The organism is Botrimarina mediterranea (assembly GCF_007753265.1).
Taxonomy (GTDB): domain Bacteria; phylum Planctomycetota; class Planctomycetia; order Pirellulales; family Lacipirellulaceae; genus Botrimarina; species Botrimarina mediterranea.
The window spans coordinates 3,179,650-3,202,705 of record NZ_CP036349.1; the positions used below are offsets into that span (position 1 = coordinate 3,179,650).

12 protein-coding genes are annotated in these 23,056 nt (G+C 63.3%); 4 read left to right on the forward strand and 8 right to left on the reverse strand.

The genetic code is table 11. From position 1 onward, the window contains the following. Positions 1-102: 102 nt before the first annotated feature. The 5 genes from Spa11_RS12350 to Spa11_RS12370 all read right to left on the reverse strand — a co-directional run bounded on the left by Spa11_RS12350 (position 103) and on the right by Spa11_RS12370 (position 10,482). Positions 103-2,100, reverse strand: coding sequence for a glycoside hydrolase family 97 protein (locus Spa11_RS12350; RefSeq protein WP_197529345.1), 1,998 nt, complete (start codon positions 2,098-2,100; stop codon positions 103-105). A gap of 55 nt (positions 2,101-2,155) precedes the next feature. Next, the gene (locus tag Spa11_RS12355) at positions 2,156-5,362 is read right to left on the reverse strand and encodes a GH116 family glycosyl hydrolase (protein ID WP_197529346.1); all 3,207 of its coding nucleotides are present in this window, start codon (positions 5,360-5,362) and stop codon (positions 2,156-2,158) included. 48 nt (positions 5,363-5,410) lie between these two features. After that, positions 5,411-6,517 (reverse strand): hypothetical protein, encoded by a 1,107-nt coding sequence (locus Spa11_RS12360; RefSeq protein ID WP_197529347.1) that lies wholly within the window; start codon positions 6,515-6,517, stop codon positions 5,411-5,413. Between the two features lie 36 nt (positions 6,518-6,553). After that, positions 6,554-8,650 carry a glycoside hydrolase family 172 protein gene (locus Spa11_RS12365; protein ID WP_145112669.1) on the reverse strand — a complete coding sequence of 699 codons (2,097 nt, stop codon included), beginning with the start codon at positions 8,648-8,650 and terminating at the stop codon, positions 6,554-6,556. 134 nt (positions 8,651-8,784) lie between these two features. Further along, positions 8,785-10,482, reverse strand: coding sequence for an L-fucose/L-arabinose isomerase family protein (locus Spa11_RS12370; RefSeq protein WP_145112671.1), 1,698 nt, complete (start codon positions 10,480-10,482; stop codon positions 8,785-8,787). A gap of 573 nt (positions 10,483-11,055) precedes the next feature. Between Spa11_RS12370 and Spa11_RS12375 the strand changes: the two genes are divergently transcribed. Both Spa11_RS12375 and Spa11_RS12380 read left to right on the forward strand, forming a co-directional pair. Next, entirely contained in the window at positions 11,056-12,036 is a 981-nt protein-coding gene (locus Spa11_RS12375; protein ID WP_197529348.1) for an AraC family transcriptional regulator, read from the forward strand. Positions 12,037-12,108: 72 nt separating this feature from the next. Then, on the forward strand, positions 12,109-13,404 hold the full coding sequence (locus tag Spa11_RS12380; protein ID WP_231932915.1) for a DUF6786 family protein: 1,296 nt from the start codon (positions 12,109-12,111) through the stop codon (positions 13,402-13,404). Positions 13,405-13,694: 290 nt separating this feature from the next. On the opposite strand, the gene Spa11_RS12385 is transcribed toward Spa11_RS12380, so the two are convergent. The 3 genes from Spa11_RS12385 to Spa11_RS12395 all read right to left on the reverse strand — a co-directional run bounded on the left by Spa11_RS12385 (position 13,695) and on the right by Spa11_RS12395 (position 17,409). Next, complete coding sequence (locus Spa11_RS12385) at positions 13,695-14,093, reverse strand: hypothetical protein (RefSeq protein WP_145112675.1); 399 nt, start codon at positions 14,091-14,093, stop codon at positions 13,695-13,697. Between the two features lie 56 nt (positions 14,094-14,149). Next, a complete protein-coding gene (locus Spa11_RS12390; RefSeq protein WP_197529961.1) occupies positions 14,150-15,205 on the reverse strand; it encodes a DUF1559 family PulG-like putative transporter in 1,056 nt (351 codons plus the stop codon). A gap of 185 nt (positions 15,206-15,390) precedes the next feature. Continuing rightward, positions 15,391-17,409, reverse strand: a complete 2,019-nt coding sequence (locus tag Spa11_RS12395) for a hypothetical protein (protein WP_145112679.1) — start codon at positions 17,407-17,409, stop codon at positions 15,391-15,393. Positions 17,410-18,564: 1,155 nt separating this feature from the next. Between Spa11_RS12395 and Spa11_RS12400 the strand changes: the two genes are divergently transcribed. Both Spa11_RS12400 and Spa11_RS12405 read left to right on the forward strand, forming a co-directional pair. Beyond that, positions 18,565-21,171, forward strand: a complete 2,607-nt coding sequence (locus Spa11_RS12400; RefSeq protein WP_197529349.1) for a DUF4185 domain-containing protein — start codon at positions 18,565-18,567, stop codon at positions 21,169-21,171. Positions 21,172-21,286: 115 nt separating this feature from the next. Continuing rightward, positions 21,287-22,306: an exo-alpha-sialidase gene (locus Spa11_RS12405; RefSeq protein ID WP_145112683.1), complete on the forward strand. Its 1,020-nt coding sequence runs from the start codon at positions 21,287-21,289 to the stop codon at positions 22,304-22,306. Positions 22,307-23,056 lie beyond the last annotated feature (750 nt).

Sequence of the window (23,056 nt, forward strand, 5' to 3'; positions counted from 1 at the left end):
ACGAGGTCTGGGCGGCGTGCCTGCGATCGTTCAACGCCCTGCTGCCGTTCTGCCCGCCGGTCATCGAAGACATTTCCGAGCGACGCCGCAGGCTTACTCTAACTACTCAGCTTGCAGTGGATGAAGTATCGCAGTGAAACCGCCGCCGCAGGCCAGAGTCAAGCTGAGCTTCGATCTTGCATCAACTGTCATGGTGCGTTGCTTCATTGCATTAGGCGAGTTGCCAGATGGGTCCCCATCCGTGTAGAGGCGAGCTTCGTACGTCACATTACCAAGGAATGCCAAAGGAAGTTCAACAGTGCGCGCATTCCAGTCATTCATCCCACCCAAGTACCAAGCGTCTCCCTTACGACGGGCGACGACGAGGTACTTGCCATCCTCGCCTGCTACGAAGCGGGTTTCGTCCCAGGTCGTGGGGGCGTCAACAAGGAAATCGAAACCGGGCTCGCCTTCGTAGGCTTCTGGTACGTCGGCGACCATCGGCATCGGGTTTAGGTAGACGACATACATCGCAAGGTGATGGCAGCGTGTCCCTAGCACGACGGGCCGATTGTTCTGCGGTTGGAACTGGCTGCGAGCAACCGCGTTGAAACCACCCAGGTGGTAGTCTGTCGGCCCCGCCATCGCGCGGGTGTAGGCGATGTTGACGTTGTGCGGCGGCGTGCACGTGTCGCTCCACTTCAGGAACTCGAGGTTCAACGCGCCCTCACGGTTGAAGAGGTTCGGATACGTGCGGTGCTCGCCGGTCGGCTTCGAGGCGCCGTGGAATTGGATGTGCAACTGGTGCCGAGCCGCCGCCTGGAGGATCTCTTCTTGGATCGCGATCATCTCTTGATCGTCGCGGTCCATGAAATCAACCATCAAGCCACGGACCCCCCACTGCTCGTAGTTGGCGAACGACTCTTCGAGGTGATCATACAGCGACTTCCAGTGCACCCAGAGCCGAATGCCGACGCCCTTCGACTCCGCGTACGCCAGAATCCGCGGCAGATCGAGGTCGTCGCGCGCGACGCGGGTGTCGGCATCGGGCCGTGGCCAGTTGAAGCCCGGGTCCTCTTGGACGTGCCAAGGCCGGTCGCCATGAACGCTCGACAGCCCGTGATAGGCGATCCCGTTACGTGCGGCAAAGTCGATGTAACGCCGATTGACCTCGAAGTTGTTGTCGGGGGTCGAGGCCTTGCCGTGTTCGATCTCGCCGTTCCACCACGGGAACGTTGTCTTGCCGGGCTCGAGCCAAGCGAAGTCTCCCTCCGCAGGATCGTTGAGCTGCTCAATCAACTGACTCTCGATGAAGCGGCCGGGGTGATCGGCAAGCATCACGACCCGCCACGGCGAGGAGTGCGGCGCCGTAGCGACGACGCACTGACTAGGCTTGCCCGGCAATGGTGACAAGCGACTCGTAAAGATCGCGTCGCTCGCGCCCTTCCGCTCGAGGTACATGCCCGCGTAGTCGCGGAGTCGTGCCTCCGTGATCATGACCGAGTCGCCATCTTCGCGCACCGCAAGCAACGGCACGCCAAACAGTTGGTCCTCGGGCAAGTCCGACATCGGCAGCCGCCCGTAGAGTCCCTCGTGGGTCGAGGTGAAGTTCGGCAGCGGCAGGTACGTGACGCTCGGGTCACCCGTGAGCCGAAACTCGGTCTGCTCGGCTTCGACAACAACGTCGGTGAGCTCCGTCTGCTTCGGGAACTCGTAGCGGAAAGCGACGCCGTCGTTGTAGACGCGGAACGCCAAACGCCAACGGGCTTTGCCTTTCGTGAGAAACTCAAGAGTCGCTGTCGATCCATGGTCTCGGATCGTCCTCGCCTTGCCCCAGGGCATTGTGGAGGTTGTGTCGAACTTGTCTTGATCGACTTCGACGAGCTCTGCCCCATCGGCAAGCGATCCAATCCATTGGAGTCGCACGTCCAACGCGGAGGGAGCCACGACTTCGGCGCCGTTGCGCTCGACTGTGTAGCTGACATAGGGCGCCACGTCGGACGTCGTAACGATCGCCGCCACCTTTCCGTCAGGCGAGTCGATGCGGGTTGTTCGCTCCTCTGCCTGGATCAACGCAGCGAAGGCAAGCAGCAGCAGAGTGGCGGCAGAGCGTGTGATCACAGTGTCAGTCGTGCGAGAGGATTGGGGATAGTGATTGAGACGACGCGGGATTGCTCTAGGCGATCCTGACTCGCACGGCGAGCTTCTCGCCTGATGAGACGATCGCCTCATCGACGAATCGCAGTTCGATTTGACCGTCTCGAGTGTCCGTCACGGCGAGTTCCATCGTGTTGCCTCCCACGGCGACTTCGGCCTTAGCCGGCAACGTTCCTTCTGAAATCGCAAGACGCAGCGTTGTTAGGTGGACTTCGCCCGAAGCAACTTGTACCTCGGCGCTGATCTCTCCTTCGGATCGCTTCTGCTCGTAAGTCCCCCAACCCTCCGCGGTTGTGAACACGCTGCGGAAGTTGCCTGCTTCGATGCGGGGTGCGAAGCCGAGCGTTCCCTTGGAGTTGTGGTGCTCGAAGCCACTGAGGCTCGTGATGAGTCCCCAGCTCGCCAGCGACCGCGCGTAGTGATCGCCGCATTCGATTTCGTTGAAGGGGTTGCGCTTCGACGGGTGGTACCGGTCGTGCGCTGCCCGGCACAATGCCAACGCCTCGGTCACCATGCCCTCCCAGGCCATGTGGTTGGCGACCTGGTACTCGATGCCGGTCCAGACCTCGTCGCAGTAACGCGTCGCCGGCGGGCCGGGTCGCTTGCTCTTCGGCCAGGTGCAAGTTAAGAGGCCCGCCTCGCCGGGGAAAGCGAACCACCGTTCGGGCGCATGTCGCTTGTTCTGCGCGTCGATGTCGGGCGTCCAGCAGTACCTCCAGATCGATTCCAGCGCCTTGCGGACCGTCTCTTTCGAGTAGACGTAGCCGAGACCTAACTGGTGGGCCCACCCTTGGCCGAAGAGCTGGTCGGCGAGGCAGCCGTCGGCGTATTGCCAGTGCGGATGCTTTTGCACGTCGACGTCCTGCACAAAGTACTCGCCGTTGAACAATCGCTCTTCGGTAATTTTGCTGCCCGACGCGAATATCTTGGCGCATTGCGCTGCGAAATCTTTGTCTCCAACCTCACGGGCCATCTCTTCCGCGGCTCGCAACGCGGCCAGGTAGAGCGACCCGACCATCGTATTGGCGCCGTAGTAATCCTGGTCATAGGTTTGATGCTGCCGGCCTTCAAGCAGGCCGTCGGCGTTGCTGTCCTCCGCGATGAGGAACTCCATCGCCTTGCGGATACGCGGCCAGAACTGCATCAAGAAGGAGTCGTCCGGCGCGCACTGGTGCTCGCGGTACGCCTTGAGGACGTAGCCCGCCTGCGAGTCGCCCGCCCACTGCGGCCACCCCTCGCCGCGGAATCCGATCGAACCGGTCTCGGCGTTGAACCCCGCCTCGGGTTCGAAGTCTTGCATCGAACGGACCGAACGCTCCAGTTCAGGAAACAGCCGCGCCATCGCATGCTCGTAGTTCCAAACATGCCCGCAGGTCCCATGGCAACTGCCGACGCCTTCCCAAGCCCAGAACCGTCCATTCGCCCACCACTGGCATGTGTTCGTCGCCAGGTTGCTGAGCGTCGAACCGATCCGGTCGAGTAGCCAGTAGGGCAGGGTGGTGTCGTAGAACGTGTCGTGCCATTGCTTCGTTGTCCCGACTAAACGATCGAAGTCGTCCGCCACGTACCGCACCACGTCGAGCACGCTGCGGAACCGCGTCGCGTACGCGTTGCCGACCCACTTGCCGGCGTTGTAGAGGTTCGGCATCCGCCACGCGACAACGAAGGTCGCCGTCGCGCTTTCGCCCGGCGCCAGCTCGAACGACGTGCCGACCGCGCCGACGAGACGGGCATCGAGCGATCGCCGCGCATCGGATGTGCCATCACCAGACCTATCGGCGGCGACGGCGGCGAAGTCTTCGCGCCCAATGTCAACGCTCGCGGTCGCGTCGCCGTCGCCGTCGCCAAGCAGAGCCAGCGCCATGCCGCCGAAGTCCGGCCGGCGCCGCAGCGGCGCCGAGCGCTCCGCCATCGGTCCGTCGCGGAACTCGATCTGGTCGACATTGACGTGCCCCCATGGCCCACCTACCGCGTCGACAATCTCGATCCGAGCCTGCTGACCGACGAAATCGCTAACGTTCCAATTCTGCACCGACAGCAGTTCGCTGTTGGCCCCGGTCGCCGTCCTCACCACTTCGTCTTGGACGATGAGGTTGATGCACGTGGTCGTCGGGAATGCCCCGCCGCCGATCAGGAAACCGATCCACGGCTTCTCGATCGTGAACTCCGGCGAGGTCAGCTTGCCGCGGGCGTCATCGCCGCCGACAAAGCTGTTCGCCAGGCCTTCGCCCTGGTGCCCCGCGACGACGTTCTGATGGGGCAGCGGTCCCTTGGTGGGCCGCTTGCCGAACGCCTCGCCTTCGACCTTCCAATCGCCATAGCCAATCGCTTCGAAGTCGGCGAACACCACCGGCGGCTCCACCGGCTCCTCGGTGTGTTCCAGCTCCTCAACGGACCCAATCACGGCCGTGAAGGCGTCGTCCCGTCGGACGCGGTTGCGTCGCTCCGCCTGCCCGACAAACTGTCCGGCGCCGTCGTAGAGTGTGGCGTTCTCTAGCCAGCTGGAGATCGTCGCCTCGGTACGCGCCTCGCCCTTATTGGTGAGCGTGTAACGGAGGATCGTGACCGGCAGGCCCGAGTCGGCGGCGTTCAGTGGTATGAACGGCGAACAGGCTTCTAGCGAGACCGCAACGTCCGAGTCGGCGTCGGCAAAATCGACCTTGGCGATCGGATACTCGCCGCAGAACTTGACGCTCGAGAACCCTTCGCTGTCGAGCGTGCGCGTCTGTGTCTTGCCGCCAGACGTTGTGCGGAGCACGGCGCCTTGCGCAATGTTCGGGGCGGGGACGAATCCCTTCGAGCGATACGCCAGTTGGTCGGCCGTCCGGCCGACCTTGTAGTTGATGCCGCCGGGGCCGGTGTCCTGCGTTGTGTTGAAGATCCCCCAGTAAATCAGCCGGCCGTCGCCCGTCAGATAGAGCTGCCCCGCCGCTACGCCGCCGATTGGCATGCCGATCGTCTTGAGGTCGTCGCCGGAGAACCACGTCGACCCGCCGCGCTCGTAGAGCGACGAGACCCACTCTTTCGAGAGGCCCTTGTCCACCGGCACGTGATGGTCCGGATGAAGACCGTCTCGGCTGGTCGCCCCAGCCGCGTAGCCGAACGACGGCAGCATCGCCATCCCCGCGCCGAGGCCAAGGCTCTGGACGAACTGGCGGCGGTCGATTCCCTGGCGGAGGGGGGGGACCGTCTCGCTCTTGCGCTCGGAAGGGGATGTCGGTTTCATCGTCATCGAAGCGATAGGGGTCGAAGAGTACGAAAGAAGAGGATGCCGCTATGGCGTTGTCGGAGCGGCTTGTGTCGGAGTTTCGTCCAGTGGGTCGACCGAGAAGCAGAACTCCTCACCTTGTCGGAACGGCGAGACCATCTCGAAGTTCTCGAACGCGATGCCGCCCGGGATCGGCGCCTGACTCGCCCAGTAGGCGAAGCGGCCGTTCACAAGCACTTCGAGCTCCGCGGCCGGATCGGCAACCCGCCAGCTCTGCCGTGCCCTCAGCCCCTGGTAACGCCAGTGACCTCTCGTCCCGGGGGCGAGCGGCGCGTCTTGCGGCGACGCCTCGTCCGGGGTCACGGAGGCCAACGCCGCGCCGTTCGCGGTGCGTTTCAGCTCTTGGAGCGGGAAACGCGCATGCGGCGTGAACCCGTCGCCGCGGTAGTCGGGCCAAAGGCCGCCCGCTTCCACGACGCGTTCGGCTAGGTGCAATTCACGCACCCGGGCGTAGTTGCCCATCGTCGCGGTCGCAATACATTTGGAGAGTGGTCGCGAGTCCTCGTGCGCGAACAACGCAACGCCAACGGCATGCGGCTGATCTTCGCGGAAGGTCAGCCGTGCGTAGACATGCGCGCCATTCAGGAATCGCTCGACCTGGATGAACACTTGCAGGTGTGAAACGCCATCGACTTGATTCACAACGCCCGTCGCCGGCGCCGCGTCGTCGCGAGGCGTGGCGTCGACCGGATCGTTGACGCTCCAAAACCGCTTGCCGCGCTGCTGATCAAGCTCGCTGAACTCGAGCTCGGATAGCCCCCGCGCTTCTTGTCCCTGTGGGACCGGCTCGATGGCGATGTAGTTGATGACGTGTCGATCACGATCGCCCAGGTAAGGGGCGTAAACCCGCAGCAGCCCGCGCGGGCCGGGCAGGGGAGCGATTCCGACCCTCAGGCCATCGCGGTGGCCCCAAACGGGCGTCTCTTCCGCCCCGCCGCTCGGTCGCACCCAGATGGCGTCATCCGTGGCGGATGACTCTCCTGCCGCCACTGGTGAGCTCACCAACGCGACGACGGCAAACGCCGCCATGATCGCCCAACCACTCCGCTGCCGCACCGCTACCTCCGCTGTAGATATTTCGCGCGGCGTGACGGGCACGCCGACTGCCGACACGCCGCGCGAGTAAGACGCTATCGACGGCTCGACGGATCAGTCGGCCGATTCGACCTTCAAGTAGTCGAGCCCGAACATCCACCGCGGGATCGCGTTCGGGTTGGCGCCGACGATCTCAACCGTCAACTCGTTGACGCCGTCCTTGAGGTCGAACTCGCCCAGCACTTCCGGCGTGTGGCCGACCGTTTCGGCGTAGCGGTCGAGCGTGCGGGCCGGCTTGCCGTTGACGCTCAGCTTGACGATCCCGTAGTCGGGCGCCTTCGTGATGCCGGCGGTGACCTTCTGCTTGCCGGCCTTCTCGGCGTCGAACTCGAGGACGAGCTTGTCACCGGCATCGCCGTCCATCCACCAGAGCTGCTGCTCGTTACTCCAGCCGAAACCGCCGGCCTGCGGTTCGACTTTGCCCCCGCTCTTCTTGGCGACGTTGAGGTCTTCCCCCTCGATGGCCCCCTCGACGCGAAACGCCGGGGCGACGTCCGTCTTGATGCGAGCGACAGGCAGGGCCGCGTCCTTCGGCGCCGGCTCGACGTTGCTCTCGGCGCCCGGGCGGGCGTACCAGAACGTCGTCGGGGCGTAGTTCATCTTCGTGTCGGCCCAGTGCCAGATTTCCATATCGAACTTCAGCGACTTCTTGAACGGAATCGCATCGAGCGAACGGTAGCGGCTGTTGGTGGAGTAGCCGCCAACGAGGTTGCCGCCGCCTTCCGGCTGGGCGTGGAACGGCGCGGTGAAGAACTCGGGACGGCACCAGGCGTAGCCGTAGTAGTCTTCGGTGCCGGTGCCGAAGTGCGACGGGAACGACTCGCCATCGACGTAGACCTTCTCGTCACCCTCGCCCCACCAAGCGGCGGCGCCGTTGCACAGCGTCAGCGTGTCGCCGACGTAAACGCCCTTGCCATCGGCGGTGACGTAGTTCACGTCGAAGGCGTTCTCGCCGTCCATCTCCTTGTCGCCGCGCGTCGCGACGTCGGTGTACTGTCGCCACGTCGAATGGAAGTGCATCGAGCGGTCGTCCCAGTCCCAGTCGCTGTGCTGGACTTCCGCCGACACGACCTTGACCGGTTGGTCGCCGACGTTGTGCAGCGTGATGACGGCCTCCTTCTCGAAGGGCATCACCCACTTGCAATAGATTGTGCCGTCCTTCTCGGCGCCCGTGTACCAGGTCTTGAACTCACGCACTTTGTAGCCCATGCCGCTGAAGTCGCCGACCGGCGCCCAGACGGTCGGTTCGCCGTCGAACTTGATCTCAAGAACGGTCGAACGCAGGGCCTGCTCGATGTCCTCGGCGTCGAGCTTCAGACGCATCGAGCGGATGGCGCCGGGGCCGCTGATCGTCAGCGATTCGAGCGAGCTGTTCGGGGCGATCTCGCCGTCGGCCTCCACGACTTCCAGGCTAGACTCCTCGATCTTCGCGGCCTCGAGCTTCTTGTTGGCTTCATCGACCTTGCCCTTGGCCGACTCGAGGCGATCCATCGTGAAAGATTCCACCTCGACGTCCGTGTCGTAGGTGCGGTAGTTGATCTGGTAGTACAGGGCCTCGCCCTTGCGGGCGCCGCGATCGACAGGGACGTCGGTCGAGTAGGTCACCTTGCAGTGCTTGGCGTAGGGGATCGGCAGGTAGAGGTTGTGGCCACGCTGGGCGTACTCGGTCTGCGGCGAGACGCCTTGCGAGATCGGACCGCCGGCCAAGAGTCCCTGGTCGATCACTTCCTGGGCCGAGCCCTCGATCGCCGGCTTCTCATCGCCGTCGATGTAGACACGCAGCGTGCCGTTGCTGAACGGGCCGCCCTCCGGGCCGTGCCACGTCGCCCAGAACCGCACCAACGCGCCGGGGCCGTCCTCGTCGTGCAGAACGTACTCCTTGCGGCCGTCCTTCTCCTCGATCCGGACAAACTGGCTGCGGTCCCAGTTGGCGTACCACGTGTCCTCGTCGTCGGGCGAAGTCGAGTCGCGGTCGTAGCTGCTCGACTGAGCGCACGTGTAGCTCGGCGCCGGGAAGCGGGCCAGCGCGTCGCGATCGGTCATCTCGCTCAGCAGCGAGGTGAGGCTCACCTTCTCGGCGGCGAACGCCGGGGCGACGATCGCGGCGACCACGCCCGTCAGCAACAGGTGTTTGAAAGCTTTAAGCATCATGGATGTCCCGCCTGTGGGTTGAGCTTGGTTTTCGGATAGAGGGCGCCTCGGGGCGCCGCCTGATACTTGGTTCGTTCCCAGCGAACGCGCGCCCTGAAACCAGGACCGAATTATCGCATAGGTGGTGGCTAAAACTAAGAAACTTCTGCCGCTATTACGGAGCCTTTGGTTGTCAATTCAACCCAAGGAGTCCCATCGAGACGCGTCCCGCAAACCGCGACACGCATGCCGAGCGCATCGGCCATGGCGGCGCGCACCAGCAGGGCCTCGTCGGCCGACTCGGCGTCCGACGCGTAAGCCACCTGGATGTGGTTGGCCTTGTGACGGGCCATCATCTGATCGCGCGACACGCCGTACAGCACGCCGTGCATAATCGGCCACTGCGGCGTCGTCGAGTCGAGCCGGCGCCGCGTCTCTTCGCCAGGGAGCTCGATGGCCTTGCCGCGGCCGATGTCCATCCGCAGCTCCTCGTCCTCGACGTAAACCCGCGACCAGACAATCTCGCCCGGCTTGGCGACGCCACTCAGCGTCGAACCTCCCTTGGGGAAGTACATCGGCGGCTGACGATAGCCCTCGCTGCCCGCCCAACCGCCGACGTGATGCTCGACCGGCGCCGAGCCAGAGATCTCGAACACCCAGACGTACTCGTCGGTCGTGCCCGAACGGTCGACGTCGCCCCAGCGCAGGTCGTGGAGCGTCGTCTCAACCGGCAAGCCGAGCTCGTCGTGCACACGCTGGATCATCAACCCGTCGAGCCCGGCGCATTCATCGACTTCATTGAAGTGCAGGACCGGCTTCCCGGCGAACAGCTCGCGCTTGCCGTCGCGGCTCTGGACCGGCGGTCGCGCGGTGCTGTTGAGCATCCCCTCGACAAGGTCGCTCGCAGGCAGCAGGTCCTTGAGCCCCTGCTGGTACTGGATGCCGATCAGATCGCACCCGAAGTCGTCCGCGATCCGCACCGCGGCGATATACATCTGCATCTGCAGGCGGAGCTGCTCGTCCGTTAGATCGGTCTCGTGGGTCGGTCCGGTGTGGAACTTCATGCCCCGTTGCTCGACCCAGGCACGGGCGGCGTCGGCCTCTTCGGGAGACGATTGGGTCGTCTCGAAATACAGAGCCGATTGGCTGAGCCGCTCCTTGAAGACGCCGGAGGCGTTGAGCAACCGGTCGGGGATGATCGCGTTGAACATCCCCATGCACCCCTCGTCGAAGACGCCCATGATCGCCTTGCGGCGCCGGAGCTCGTCGGCGAGCGACTTGCCCAGCTCACGAGCGTCGGCGGGGACCGTATCGACGGCGAGGTCGCTGACGTGCGACGCGTCGTGGACGCACATGCCGGTCCGCAACCAATCGCCGAGCTTCGCCGTGAAGTAGGCGTCGGTGAACTCGTCGCTCCACAGCGTCGAGTAGGCGACGCCCGCTTTCGTCAGCGAGCCGTTGAGATTGAGCATGCCAACCAGGCCCGGCCACTGGCCCGACCAGTTGGCGACGGTCAGGATCGGGCCCCGATGCGTTGTCAGCCCCGGCAGCACATGGTGCGAGTACTGCCATACGGCCTCGGCGACAATCAACGGCGCGTCGGGCGGGATTGAACGAAACACCTCGAGCCCTTCACGCTGGCTGGCGATGAAGCCGTGCTTGGCGTCTTCCTTGTAGGGGTGCGCGCGGACGAGGCGGTAGCCTTGCTCCTCGATCGCCACTTGCAGGGCCCGCTCCATCGCCTGTTGGGCTTCCCAGCACTGCTGGTTCGCCGACGGCCGCAGGTCGCCGCTGGCGACCAAGAGCACGGTCTTAGAGTCGTGCGGAATCGTCGTGTCGGTTCCAGTCGCCATAGTTATCACAGGGCCTCTTCTGCATCCGCGGGTAGCGGAAATGGTTTCAAGGGAGATTGAGTGCGGGGCGGTTTACCCGCCCGCCTGGTGAGAGAGCCGTCCGCCGCGATAGGTCGCGACCACCGCCCCCGGTAGCGTCACCGTCAAGTTCCGCTTGGCGGCGAGACCGTGTTCTTTTCAATTCGTAGGAGCCATGCGAGCCGCCTTGGCGCAAACTCGCACAGGGAGGGAGTGACCGTCCCTTGGCTGAACCGCTTTAGCGATCGCTATCGAGCGGAGTGAGTGAGCGTGACGAGGGGCGAGAAGGCCGACTGGCGATCGGATCGCTTGGGCTCCGATATCGGCTTTCCTTCCGACACCATCCATTGCAATCAGCGTGGCCCGCAGCGCCCATGGATAAATGGGGCCCAAGGATAGACAATCTAGCACCTGTCGGCTTCTGCCGATTAGCGGGCGTGACGCCCGCGGAAAAACACCACGACCGGAATCTTAGCAGGAATGGTGGTGGTTTTCCGCTGCCGTTAAACCGGCCGCGCAATTGCCCCGATGCGCAGCCTGGACTATCCTTGCCCCATGGACGGCGGCAATAGCAGCGACGGGCGGCGTCAAGGGACCGGTCAGGTCATCCCGTTGGCGACCGCCGTAACCGACGCCCGCTACTGCTTCCAGGGCCAGGGCGCCAAGTACCTGGTGCACGATGGCCTCCGCCTCCTCTGCGCGGGACGCGAGCGCTGCCTGCCCGGGTTTCACGTCGCGCGAACCGACTTCGAGTGCGTGCTCGTCGAGTTCGTCATCGACGGCAAGGGGAAGCTCCGCTCCGAGGGGGTCACGCACGACCTCTTCCCGGGGATGATCTTCTCCTACCGCATGAACATGGCCCACGACATCTGGACGGGCCCGCGCGAGTCGATGACGAAGTACTTCGCGGCCTACGAAGTCGTGAAGTCGTCGGCGCCCCCCGAAGAGCCCGACCTCACGCTGGCGATCGCGCCGGGCGTCGTTCGCTGGATGCGTGACATCGCGACCATGCAAACGCTCTTCGAGGGCCTCATCAGCGACGGGCAATTGACCGGTAAGCTCCACCAAGAGATCACCGCCTTGTATCTCGAGCTGATCCTGCTCAAGGCCAGCGAGGCGGTGCTCCCTTCGGCGAGCCAACTCACCGCCGGCGCCGAGGCCTACGAGCGGGCGATCGCCTGCATCGAGAGCGACTTCGCCAGGATCACCACGCTCGACGACCTCGGCGCCAGAATCAGCCTCGACCCGAACTACATCTGTCGCCTCTTCCGCCGCTTCGGGCAAGAAACCCCGAACCAGTGCCTGACGCGGCACAAGCTCAACCGCGCGGTCGAGCTGCTGCTCACGCAGCCGACTTCCGTCAGCGACATCGCGATGAAGGTCGGCTACAGCGACCCCTATTACTTCTCCCGCGTCTTCAAGAAGCGTTTCGGCTGCTCGCCTCGGGCGTTCCGCGACATCGCCTACAAGAATGCGAAAACGAAAGGGCCCGATGTGCTGGCGATTGTGGACGACCCGATAGCAGCGGACGATTGAACCGCGCGGCCTTTCGTTGCTGCTCTGATCACAACGCTGCGTCTTTTCCCCTCCTCGGTACGAGAACCTCCCATGTCTGATTCCCCCCTGGAGCCAGCTCGCCATGCGCGGCGTTGGCTGTTCACCTCGGCTGCCGCCCTTGCCGCGGCGGGCTGCGCCGATCCGGTCTCGAGTGAACCCACGGCTTCCACGACAAAAAATGCTCCCGGTGTCATGAGCGCTGAGAAGACCTTTCAAGAAGACGTCGACTTCCTCAAGAAGCACGCCGAGACGATCGTGCTCAAGGGCAAGAGCGGCGACGCCAGGGTCGCCGTAACGCCCGCCTATCAAGGCCGTGTGATGACCTCGTCCGCGACGGGCGGCGATGGCGTCAGCTTCGGCTGGATCAACTACTCCCACGTCGAGTCGGGCGAGGTCGCCGAACACATCAACGTCTACGGCGGCGAAGAGCGTTTCTGGCTCGGCCCCGAGGGCGGGCAGTTCAGTATCTACTTCGCGCCGGGCGCCAAGTTCGAGTTCGCCGACTGGCAAACCCCGGCGCCGATCGACACCGAGCCCTTCGATGTCACCGATCAGTCCGACACAAAGGTCTCCTTTAAGAAGGAAACCGAGCTCACCAACTATTCCGGCACGAAGCTCTCTCTGCGGATCGATCGCGACGTCGAGGTCATCTCAGCCGACGACGCCTCCGGTTCGCTCGGCGTTGATCCGGGGAAGCTGAACTTCGTCGGATACCGCACGGTCAACAAGGTCACGAACACCGGTGACACGGCCTGGACGAAAGAGACGGGCATGCTCTCGATCTGGCTGCTCGGCATGTACAAGCCAGGGCCGGAGACTACGATCGTCGTGCCGTTCAAACCGGGCCCGGAAGAAGAGCTCGGCGTAATCGTCAACGACGAGTACTTCGGCAAGGTTCCCGCCGACCGCCTCAAGGTGCAGGAGGACGTCCTCTACCTCTCTGCCGACGGCAAGCACCGCTCGAAGATCGGCCTGCCGCCGCGGCGGGCGAAGGACGTCGCCGGCAGCTTCGACGCCGAGCGGGACATCCTCACCATCGTCAAGTACAGCAAGCCCGGCGACGAGGTCACCGATTACGTGAACTCGATGTGGGAGATCCAAGACGAGCCATTCGCGGGCGACACTATCAACGCCTACAACGACGGATCGCCCGAGCCCGGCGCGCCGCCGCTGGGGCCGTTCTACGAGATCGAGACCTCAAGCCCCGCCTTGGCGCTTGAGCCCGGCAAGTCGGGCGAGCATGTCTCCGAGACCTACCACTTCCAAGGCGACCGCAGCGAACTCGACCGCGTCGCCCAAGCCGTGCTCGGCGTCTCGCTGGAGGAGATCGAAGCGGGCCTCGAGTGAGCGGTTAGAGTTCTCGAAAGTCAACTAACAACGCGCGGCGGGCCACTCGCGGCCCGCCGCGTTTTTCTTTTCCGCCCAACTGTGGGAGGCGTCTCCAGACGCCGATTACGGTATCCATCCCCAAACGGTGTGGTGCGCGTAATCGGCGTCTGGAGACGCCTCCCACCGTGCTGATGTACGGGGCTAAACAAAGAAGGCCCGCCACTCTCGCCGCCACACCCCGCGGGGCGGCGAGAGGGCGGGCCATCACCTGCATGCAAACGGACCACGCACTGAGCTATCGGTTGGTGCTACTCTTCCAAAGCAAAGTTCAGGTCCGTGGCGCCTTCTGCCGTGATCGTGGCTTTTAGTTCCGAAGTCGTCGGGTCTTCATAGCGTTCGGGAATCGCAACGTACGCGCTGGGATTACCAACCGCGACCGATTTGGTGCTGACGGTGATCAGCACTTCACCGAGGGGCGCGCGATCGGTGGAGAATTGCCCATCTTTTATCTTGGCCGAAGAACTCGTCATTCCGTCTGCGGTCTTGAACCCGATCGTGCCTGCTGGCAGCGGCGCACTATTAAAAACGACGGTCCCGGACACCGCGGCTCGGTTCGAGGGCGACTTAGGACCTTCACCGCAGCCGAGCCATGCTGGACTCAATAAGATCAATAGAGAAAGACCTGCCGTTTGGTAATCAGAGAACATTCGTGAACTGCTTAAGGTTGTGTTGGTCGATTCTGGCGCTACGAGAGTTTGAAAGATCATCCGCCCGGGGGGAGGTCCATACCGTCGGTAGGCAGCACAAAATGACGCCACTCGAGAAAATCAATATCCCCGGCGATGCTCGTGACGCTTCCGTCGAGAAGTAAGATGGTCATGGCTTGGTGGGGCGTTTGTGTGAGTAGGTCGTTGCAGTTTTGTGGGCTTGGGGCGATCTGCGGCACGTCCATGGTGTTGAGGAAGTCGTCTTTGCCTTCAAGTTGCGGAACGCCACGCCGCTTGTACTGATCGTTCCAGGCGAAGACGTTGTCGAACTGCACCGCTCTCGTTCCTAACCAGTGCGTCCGCCCCGAGTCATACGACATTTCTACCCCGCAAAGGGCGTAACGCTCAGCGAAGGCGATCGTTTTGCTGGTGCCATCGGTAATGTGGCGGAACTGGGGATGAGTGAGCGGCCGCGGCTGGGAATGGGTGCTGCGGAAGAGTGGCTCGTCGATCGTTCCCACTCCGCTGCCAATCCGCGATTGCGACGGATTGTTCCACCAGTGATTCAAGGCTTGGACGTTAGCGACATAGTTGCCTCCCCCCCAGCTTCTGCCGTCGTCCATCGGCCCGACGACGCCGTCCGCTGTTGATGTCTCTGAGGGACATCGGTAGACCACGGGAGCAGGTGGTCCCGAGTTTCCCGAATTGAAGAAGTTCATCGTCCAGCCGTGCATTGAGTCATGCAGAGCACTTTCTTCCATGTAGGGGAGTAGGTGATACTGAATCGAACCGAGTTTTGCAGGACCGGTGGTGGCGTTGACGATTTCAGGCGGAGGGAGTGCGGAACCGCCCGTCGGGTCCTCTCCTGGATAATAACCAGCCGCTTGGGGCATCCCGCCGTGCGAGTCATGCGCCATGTGCAGGGCGATGCCGATTTGCTTCATGTTGTTGGTGCACTGCGCCCGTCGCGCCGCCTCGCGCGCCGATTGAACCGCAGGCAGCAACAGCGCCACCAGGATCCCGATGATCGCGATCACGACCAGCAGCTCCACCAAGGTGAAGCCGTCGCCGGGGCGAGCGGTAAGACGCTTATCGGTTGGTCGGACGGCCATGTCTGCTATTCTCCGCATTGCTTGATGGAGGCCCGGCAGGTTTGCCCCGGCCTCGGCGCCGCGGTCGAATGCTCGCGGCGTAACATCGAGTTCAGTTATTCGACTCACGCCCTGGCGCCTCGCCGGAAGTCCGGCGAGGCGATGTGTCGTGTCGTTAATCGTCTCAGCTTGTCGCTCCCCTTCGGCTAGCCGCGGTTGCGACGGCCAAGCGCCGCTAGGGCGCCCAGCACCACGGTTACGCAAGTAGCCGGCTCGGGGATCGTGACGCCCGGCGATGAACTGGCGCCAGCGCCGTAGTTGTTCGCCCACACGTCGTAGTCCTCGGACGTAACCATGCCGGGGGTTTCATCGTTCGGTAAGGTCACCGAGGAATCGAGGTTGTCACGCCAGACGGTGTAGTCGGCCGCATTGACAACGCCGTCGTCGTTGTAGTCACCGGCGAGCATCGGCGCCGACAGGAACGTCGCCCGGAGGATCTCGCCGAGTCCGCCCGAGATGACCTCGAGGTCGAACGCGCCGACGTCTTCCGACGCCAGTGTGAAGTCCTTGCCGGTGCCGACGTTCTGAGTCGTCCCCGTGCCCGTCGCACCGAAGGACGAAGCCGTGATCAGGTCGAACGTGTCGCCGACCGTCGGCAAGTAACCATCGATCAGATCGAGGTCGATCTCGGCGCCGTCCAGGTCGGCGACGCCATCAACACTGATCAAGCTGACGCCGCTGCTGTCGAGGATCTCGAAGCCGAGGGTGGCCGAGTTGCTGCGGCCCGCCCCGGAGGCGTCGCTGCGGAAGTCGCTCTTGTCGGCGGGGTTCGCGAGCAGGTTGCCACCGATCTCGATCGTCGCCGCCGAGCCGCGGACAATCAGCGCGCCGCTGGCATTGAGGGCCTGGCCTTGAGCGTCGTCTGGGCCGGTCGGCTCGACTCGCACGTCGTCGGCCGGGGCGTTGCTCGCCAGTGCGGCGCCGATGTGGACGTTGCCGACAACGTCGAGCGATCCACCACCAATCCGGTACTCGCCGTAAGACTGGTCAAAGTCGCCGAGGAAGACATTTGTGGCGATGTTCACTTCGCCGCCGGTCTGATTGACGGCGCCCTGACCCGACCCCGGAAGATCGACGAAGCCGACGCGGCCAACGAAGAAGTTGTTGACTTCGGCAACGGCGTCCGTGCCGGTTTGGTTGAGCACGCCGCCGCTGATGTTCCAGGTCCCCTGGCCATCGCGACCGACCATGATGCTGCCGGAGCTATACGTGCCGCCGGTCTGGTTGACCGTGCCATCGCCGCCCGCAAAGGCGCCGATAACCGTATTCAACGCGACCTCGGTCTCAGCGTCGTCGCTGATGTTGTAGGTCACTGTTGCGCCCTGGACGTCGCCAGGGTTCTCGATGTTGTCGGCGATCACAAACGTATTCGCGGTGAACTTGCCAGCGGAATGGGTGTACGTGGCGTTGCCGCGACGCCCCATGACGAAAGCAGCGGGAACCGTGAACGTGCCGCCGGTCTGATTGATTGTGGCGTTGGCGTTGGGGAGAAACGAAGCGAAAGCAAAGTTGCCGACCCGAACGTTGGCGTCGCCGCTGATGTTCAGCGTTCCCGTGCCTTCGAAGCCGATGAGGATATTCTCGCCGATCGCTTCAAGCGTGCCGCTGCTGATGTTTACCGTGCCATTGGAGGGGGCGCCCAAACCGATGAAGATCTCGTGGTTCGCTAGCATCTGACCGCCGGTCATGTTCAGCGTGCCGGTTCCGACATCTCCCACCAGCAGGTCGCCGATGCCAAAGCCGCTGGGGATGACGCCATCGATAAACACCTCACCGCCGCTCATATTCAGAACGCCGGTCGATCCCTCGGCCTGACCAATACGGATCGTCGAGGGGAAGTCAGCCGGATTACCGGCGTTGGCGACATAGAGGTTGGCGCCCGCGGTAATCTCCATCGTCCCCGTCTCGCCGGCGACGGCGCCGAGGTCCACGAGGTCGGCGTCCGCGATGGTGCTCAGCGTGACGGTGTGCCCGCCGTTGATGAACGCCGAGTTTCCGATCGCCGGAACGCCGGCGTCCCAAGTCGAGGCGGAGTCCCAGGCGCCAGAACCGACAGCGTTGGTCTGCGCGTTAGCGCTGATTCCTACTAGCGAGAGAGCTCCGACTAACGAGAGGGCCAAGCCCAACGCCGCGGCGCGGCAAATGTGTGAAAGCTTGCGGGTCATGGTGCGTTCCTGACTGGGATGCGCATGGAGCGCGGGTGAGGAGAGTTCCGCCTAGTCTCTAGCCCGAACAGCAGTCCCGTCGATTTCATGCCCAACGACATCTGGCCTGCCGGCGCGTCGGCGTCGGCAGGCCAAGCCGCCGAAGAAACGGCGGAGCGAAGGGTCGATTCGCTTCGGCCACTAACGCGGCTTCGGCGATCAGGGACAAGCGTTCGGATTAGCGGCTCACGCAGGATTGCCCCGTTACGGGCGTCCGCGGCGCTTGCCTAGTTCGTAATGAGCGCTGCTGGACTCCTTGTTCGAAGCGACAACATCCCCAGCAACGATGGCATCGCGTGTTTCGTGTTCCGTAGTCCGTCAATCGAGCTGATCAGGGAACCTGGTCACATACTTGTCGATCAAGCGACTTCGAATGTTGCGTCACAAGTCGATATGACGACGCATGCCCAAGAGCTCGGCGGATAGTTCCATTCCAATCAAGAGTCGTGCATCTGGCCATGGAGAATCACAACTCGCGGCTGGAATATTTAGCACCTGCCGCAAGGCGTCGAGAACATGCTGTTAAAGTGCTTGAACTGCCTGGCGCAGCAGGTTTTTGACGCTTTCCTTCCAATGCAACTCAAAGCGGCGTTGCGGGTAGATGTACTTCTCTGTGCCAGCTGAAGTCACGAGCTGTCTCTTATACCTGGGCGTTAGCTACACCCCTGATCCGCGATCGATGCGTGGCGATCATCCCACTGCAAGTCGGTACGACGCCCTTCTGGCCCTAAAGAATATTGGATCGTCGTCGCAACTGCGGGGACGCCTTGCGAATGCGAGGCGGTCGGCATCCGCAAGACGAGCCCCCACTTAAGGATTGTGAGTTACCCAAACTGATTGAGTGACTTGTTCGCCTCATCACTCGCAGGAAGCTCTCGTTCTCGCTCTCCTCAGGTCCGTCGGATCTGCGTTCTTCCTGTCGCGAATGAAGACGAGGTCGCCGTGATTCAGCCATTGCCTCAACGCGTCCTGTCACTCAGCATGGAAACATGGGAAGCAGCCTGTCTTGTCGGGCTTCCGCGCCTGCAACTCATGAGAGTGGGACGTCACTTCTCTGAGGCGCCTTTCGCTTAGCGCCGCGGCCTATCCGCCGGCACACTGAACATTGAGGCTAAGGTGAAGAAGCTATTGCGCTGCATCATTGAGACTCATCTTGCGGTCTTCTTAGTCGTCTCCGTCTCGCCGCCATTACTCTGGGCAAGTTCGATCACCGAGACGCACGACTGGGAGATTGTCGCCCGATTGACCGGCCCCGCGGGCTCCGACTCGATCAACCCGACTTGGGACGTCGGCATCGGCGGAACCGACTTGGGCTTTTCGGTCAATCACAACGGCAAGGCTTACTACCTCTTCGGGGACACCTTCGCGTCGGACGCCGGCGCCGGCTCGGGCGGCCCGGACTGGCGTAAGAACGTGATGGCCTACAGCACGGACTTCGAGCCGTCCGACGGCATCACGTTCGACGGCTGGATTACCCGCCCCAACGGCACGGCGACCCAAGTCATCACCCCCGGGACGGCTCCGGTAACGTACATCCCCACCGGTGGCGTCAGTGTCGGCGACAACCTTTACGTGTGGTACATGCACGTCTCGGACTGGAATGAATGGACCCTCAGTCACGCCGGGCTAGGACGCTGGAGTGAAGGCGACAGCCAGTTCACGATCGTCCCCGACTATCAATTCTCGAATCCAAACGGCGGCGCCTACAGCGCCGGCCACGGCTCTCAGGGTTACGGAAACTTTGGCATGGTCGCGGCCAGTTACCGCAACCCGCTGGAGAACACCAGCGACCCGCACATCTACCTGTGGGGGACCCCCGGCGGCCGTGAGGGGGGCGTCAAGCTCGCCCGAGTTCTGCCCGAGCAGATCGAAGACCTTAGCGCGTACGAGTATTTCACCGGCGAGTCGGCGGGAACGCCGCAATGGGGATCGGGGGAGACCAGCGGCGTCAAGCTCGTCGACAGCGGCGTGGGTGAGATGTCGGTCATGTACAACGAAGCGCTCCGCGAATGGACGATGATGAGCATCTCCGGCGGACCGGCGCCCGACATCGAGGTCCGTCACGCCGAGAACCCCTGGGGGCCGTGGTCGGCGCCTAAGACCGTGGTCGACTTTGCAGACGCCCCAGGAGGGATTTACTCTCCCTACATGAACCCGCTGCTCGTGGAGGGCGGCGGTCGGACCGTTTACTTCACGATGTCGCTGTGGGACCCCTACGACGTGTATCTGGCGAAGGCGACGTTCGACATCGACTTCGAGACACGCTGGGACGCGGCCCTCAGTTCGGCGGCGTTTGACGCCAACTGGAGCCATGGTCTGCCAACCGACGAGCATCGGACTCTCGTTGACAACGGCGGCACAATCCGCGTCTCGGCCGCGACGGTCATGCGTGAGATGGTCATCGGCAGCGACGTCTCGCTCGGCGGCGCCGTGCAAGTCTCGCCGTCAGGGTCGCTCACGATCGGCGGCGGCGGCGTCGTGCTGAGCCGCACCAGCACCAGCGAGGCGGAGCTGGTCGTCGCGGGGGGGCGGCTCGAAATACAAGCCGACGCGAACGGAGCCGGCGACATGATCGTCGGGGAACGCGGGCCTGCCACGTTCACGCTGACGGCGGGAGAGACGCGTCTGGCCGGCAATCTCACTTCGGCGGTCTTTGGTTCACACGCAACGATCGAGCACTCGGGCGGAACCCTCGAAGCCAAGGAGCTGCTCCTCGGCGGCGAAGGCCAGTCCGATTACGCGCTCTCGAGCGGCGGCGTCCTTACGGCTCGTGGCCTGATGGTGCTGGCCCGACAAGCCGGGGGCGAGTCGACCTTTACACAGACCGCTGGCGAGGTCGCCCTGTCAACGGCTAGCGCCGTGCCGAGCCGTATCGGTTTGGTGATCGGCGAGCGCGGATCGGCCCAGTACACGATTAGCGACGGCACATTGGACGTGCCGGGCGTCGTCTGGATCGCCGGGCAGGGCGGGTCGCAGGGGGAGCTAGCGATCGAAGGAGGGGCCGTCCGAGTGGGCGGCGACTTGGTCGTTGGCCAGCAAGGGCAGGGCGTGCTGACGCAGAGTGACGGAACGCTTCAGGTCGACGGGCGTTTGCGGGTTGGAAACGGCAGGCTTGAAGTCACCGGAGGCGACCTCACCGTCGGCTCGTACCAACAAGACACGGGTTCGACGTTAGAGTTCGGGATCGGTGTCGTTGAGGGCGGAGACGTAACGGTTCTGAGTACGGCGGTTCTCGGCGGAGACCTGAGCCTCAGGCTACTCGACGATCATTTGCCCAGCGCGGGAGAGTCACACACCCTGCTCGACGCCGGAGCCGATCTCCTCGGCGCGTTCGAGAACATCGCCAGTGGCGACCGCCTCGAGACGCTGGACGGACAAGGGAGCTTCCTCGTCCATTACGGCGCCAATAGCCCATACGGCGCCGATCGATTGGTGCTCGACGCTTTCGAGATCGCCGGCTTGCGTAGCGACTACAACGGCGACGGGCTCGTCGACGCGGCCGACTACACTGTTTGGCGTGACTCGTTCGGCGATCCTGTCAGCCGTCCCTACGACGGCGCCGATGGCGACGGCAACGGGGAGATCGATCAGGCCGACTACGCCATCTGGGCGACGAACTTTGGCGCGTCGGCGGATAGCGATCCTGCCCACGCCGTGCCGGAGCCCTCGGCTCTTGTCGTGGGTGTCGCGATGCTCTTAGCTCTTCAAGTAAAACAGCGATAAGCGCCGGGGTATCGCTGCTCTTGGGGCAACGTAGCGGCAGAGCAGTCTGCGCTTGCCCCCACCAGTCGCGCCTCTGACGCGACGGCTTCCCTAACTCTCGTCGATGACGGCAACGATGCACCTAAAGACCGCTTTCACATGGGGCGCTGCCCTGATGTTCGTGCTCACGATACAGGGCTCCAGCGTCTTCGCTCAGGCGCCGTTGGAAGCGAGAATCTTAGAAACAAAGAAGATCTGGGACCGCGCCGACCATAACGCCTTCACGGACTTGCTCTACTGGAAAGGCGTTTGGTTCTGCGCATTCCGTGAAGCAAAGAGCCACGTCGGCTCGCAAGGCGTGCTTCGTGTGCTGCGATCGGACGACGCCGACAACTGGGAGTCCGCCGCGGTGGTCCGTGATCCCACCTACGACCTACGCGACGCCAAGCTTTCGGTCACTCCGAGTGGCGACCTCATGATCACCGGTGGGGCGCAGACGTCGGCAGACGGTCGCTTGTTGACCGGCACGATCACCGCCGTCTCGAGCGACGGCGTCGAGTGGACTTCGCCGGAGATGGTCGTTGAGCCCGGGCGTTGGGTTTGGGACCTTGCCTGGCGTAACGGCGTCGCCTGGGGGGTCAGTTACGCGGCCCCGGAGGGGACGAAAGCCACGTCGTTGGTCCGCACAACCGACGGTCGTCAGTTCGAAACCCATGTCGAGGAGTTCTTTGCAAAGACCTCCTACCCCAATGAGGCCCGCATCCGATTCGACGCACAGGGCGCGGCCTACTGCTTGCAACGGAGCGATGGCGATCAAGACGCCGCCTACCTCGGCGTCTCCACGCCTCCCTACCAGCGCTGGGAATGGAAAAGCCTCGAGCGATTCATTGGCGGCCCCAGCCTCTTGCAACTGCCGTCCGGAGAGTGGCTCGCCGCGGGACGCATCTTTGAAAACGGCCAGCCAAAGACAGCCGTCCTCAGTCTCGACGTCGAAGCGGGCGCCGTCGAAACGCTGGCCGTGCTCCCTTCCGGTGGAGACTGCAGCTACCCCGGGCTCGACTTCCGCGACGGCGTGCTGCGGGTCTCTTACTACTCGAGCCATGAAGGGAAGGCGTCGATCTATCTGGCGAAACTAGCGATCGATTCCCCGTCCTAACCATCGGGCGTCACCCACCTCGATGGAGGCGTCAACGTCCCTGTTTCGCCCTGCTTTGACGCCTATACATCGGTGGTGGAGTGATCATGTGTCCAGAATCCTCACAGGGGGCCATCTGACGCGTCTTGGCGCCTCGCTTAGGGTTTACCCAGGGGTCGCCGTCCGATGCGATAGACGGGCTCCTAGAGCCTCCTGGAAGGGCCCCCGGCGGGGGGGCTCCGCGGTCGCCAATTGATCGTCCAAGAACGGGCTACGTCATCGCGTAGCGGCACCTCAGAGAGAGCCTGAGTTGTGGGCGCGAGAGCATTTTGCATTTTCCATCATCGTAAGTCGAAGAACCGGACGCTAAGGCGTGCCGGCTGATCTTGGTGGCTAGAGCGTGCTTCACTTGGCCGTAGCGTTTCTAGCCTCGCTCTGATCCACGGAGCAACGTGCGGAAGTCTCGCGCAGAGACGCAGAGTTGGATGCTTTCCAAGACTCACGCAAAGGCGCTAAGCCGCAAAGAACGCGTTGCTCTGCGATCGTTTGCGGCTATGCCCATTTCTCAACGACTTTGTCTTTGCGCCTTGGCGGCTTGGCGTGAGTCTTCGCTGCCTACCCTCGGCGTCTCCGCGCGAGACGCTACGGCAAAATAAAGTACGCTATAGCGCTTATTAGCCGCGGGGCCTTAGGACGTGTCTTCAAATTGCCTAAGAGGTTTAAGGGCCGCTACGACTCCGCCTTCTTGTTTCTCAGGTCAAGGAAGACGGA